The organism is Streptomyces sp. NPDC086080, assembly GCF_044540255.1.
Taxonomy (GTDB): domain Bacteria; phylum Actinomycetota; class Actinomycetes; order Streptomycetales; family Streptomycetaceae; genus Streptomyces.
Genome location: NZ_JBITRU010000108.1, coordinates 1 through 1,457, shown reverse-complemented (window position 1 = coordinate 1,457; position 1,457 = coordinate 1). Strand labels below are relative to the sequence as shown.

General features: G+C 63.6%; 1 pseudogene. It reads right to left on the bottom strand.

Going from position 1 to position 1,457, the window contains the following annotated elements:
• A pseudogene (locus tag ACIF9R_RS38285) lies at nt 1–923 on the bottom strand (RHS repeat protein); the annotation flags it as partial.
• Nucleotides 924–1,457 lie beyond the last annotated feature (534 nt).

Here is a 1,457-nt window from a genome sequence, read left to right as displayed (position 1 = left end):
TTGGTCGCGGCGGTGCGCCCGTCGACGGCCTGGGAGGAGTACGACAGACCGAGGTCCGGCTCGAGTCCGCCCGGCACGCTGGGGGTCTGCATGCCGTACGTCCAGGAGAAACCCCCGGACGATCCTCCGGCCTCCCACTTGCCGGACGGAGACAGAGACGTGGCGGTGAAGTTGCCGTTCGCGCCGGAGGGGGCGGCGGTCACAGCGAGCAGCGTGGTTCCCTCGGTCACCGTGGACATACGGGTGCGGCCGGCCGGAGAGGCCTGCTGCAGCACCGGCACGCCGGCTTCCTCGGCCGAGTCGGCGATCACTTTGGTGGTCACCTCGGCGGACAGGGTCTTCTGCTTGTGGTCGTTACGGGTCTCGAGGACCTTGCCCGGTACACAATTCTTCTTGCCCGGAGTCGACAGCGCACAGGCGGGTACCTCGCGCAGGACCAGGCGGGAGTCCCAGTCACCGCCGTAGATCCCTGCGAAGGAGGAGTAGTCCAGCTCGAAGTTCAGGCGGCCCTGACCGCTCTTGGGACCGTGGCCCTGCACCGCTACGAGGACGCCGTCGATGCCGACTGCTTCTGCAGCGCCGTGATCCAGCACCTGTACCTGCGTCTGATGCGCGACGGCCGTCGCCTTGCCCGGTGTCCTTGCCGTGGACATGGCGACGGGCAGTGAGCCGGCCTTACCCCACTGCGGCTTCTGTTTCACACCGCCCACGGTGAGGGGTGCTGCCCCTGGGCTGGGCCAGCGCGCCTTGCTATCGGGCTTGAAGGGGCGCTTGGCGGTCTCGTCGGGCTTGCTCAGCTTCTTGCCCTTTATGGCGGTGACCGGCACTGGGTCCGGCTGCTGCAGCTTACGCAACTCCAACTCAGCGGCCGCGGCCACCGGTCCGCCCAGAAGACTGGCCAGCAGATACGCCACGAGGGTCACTGAGATGATCCGTAAACGTCTGCCGGGAACAGACGCATGGCGACGGAATGACGGGCGACGCAATCCGGACAAGATTCCCCCACAGGAAGCCCATATTCGCAAAGATCTTGTGGACAGTAGCAGCCCTTACCCCCACCCAACAGCCCAGCTGGGAATGTTCTTCGATCGCTACCAGGGGAAAAGTGAACACGAATGCAGATCACTTTGAGGTGATCGGTGTAAATGGCAAGATAATCGGGCCATTGGTGAGTATTCCGGCGAGGACCACTCGTCTGTGCTTCAGCCTCGTCACCGATCCCTTAAATTGACGCATAAGATCTGTAGCATCTGAAAACCTGTCAAAGTGTGACTTCTTCTCAGTTCTCACGCCCGTGGTGTTGAGCTGATCACTGTTTATGACGTTCTGGGTCGGCGGGAGGTGCTGAGGCAGGGCGGCACGGTCCGCGCCGCATGGTCTTACGACACCGTGGCGAAGGGGCTGCCCGCGTCGGATACTCGCTTTGTGGACGGCAAGGCGTACACGACGCAGATCAA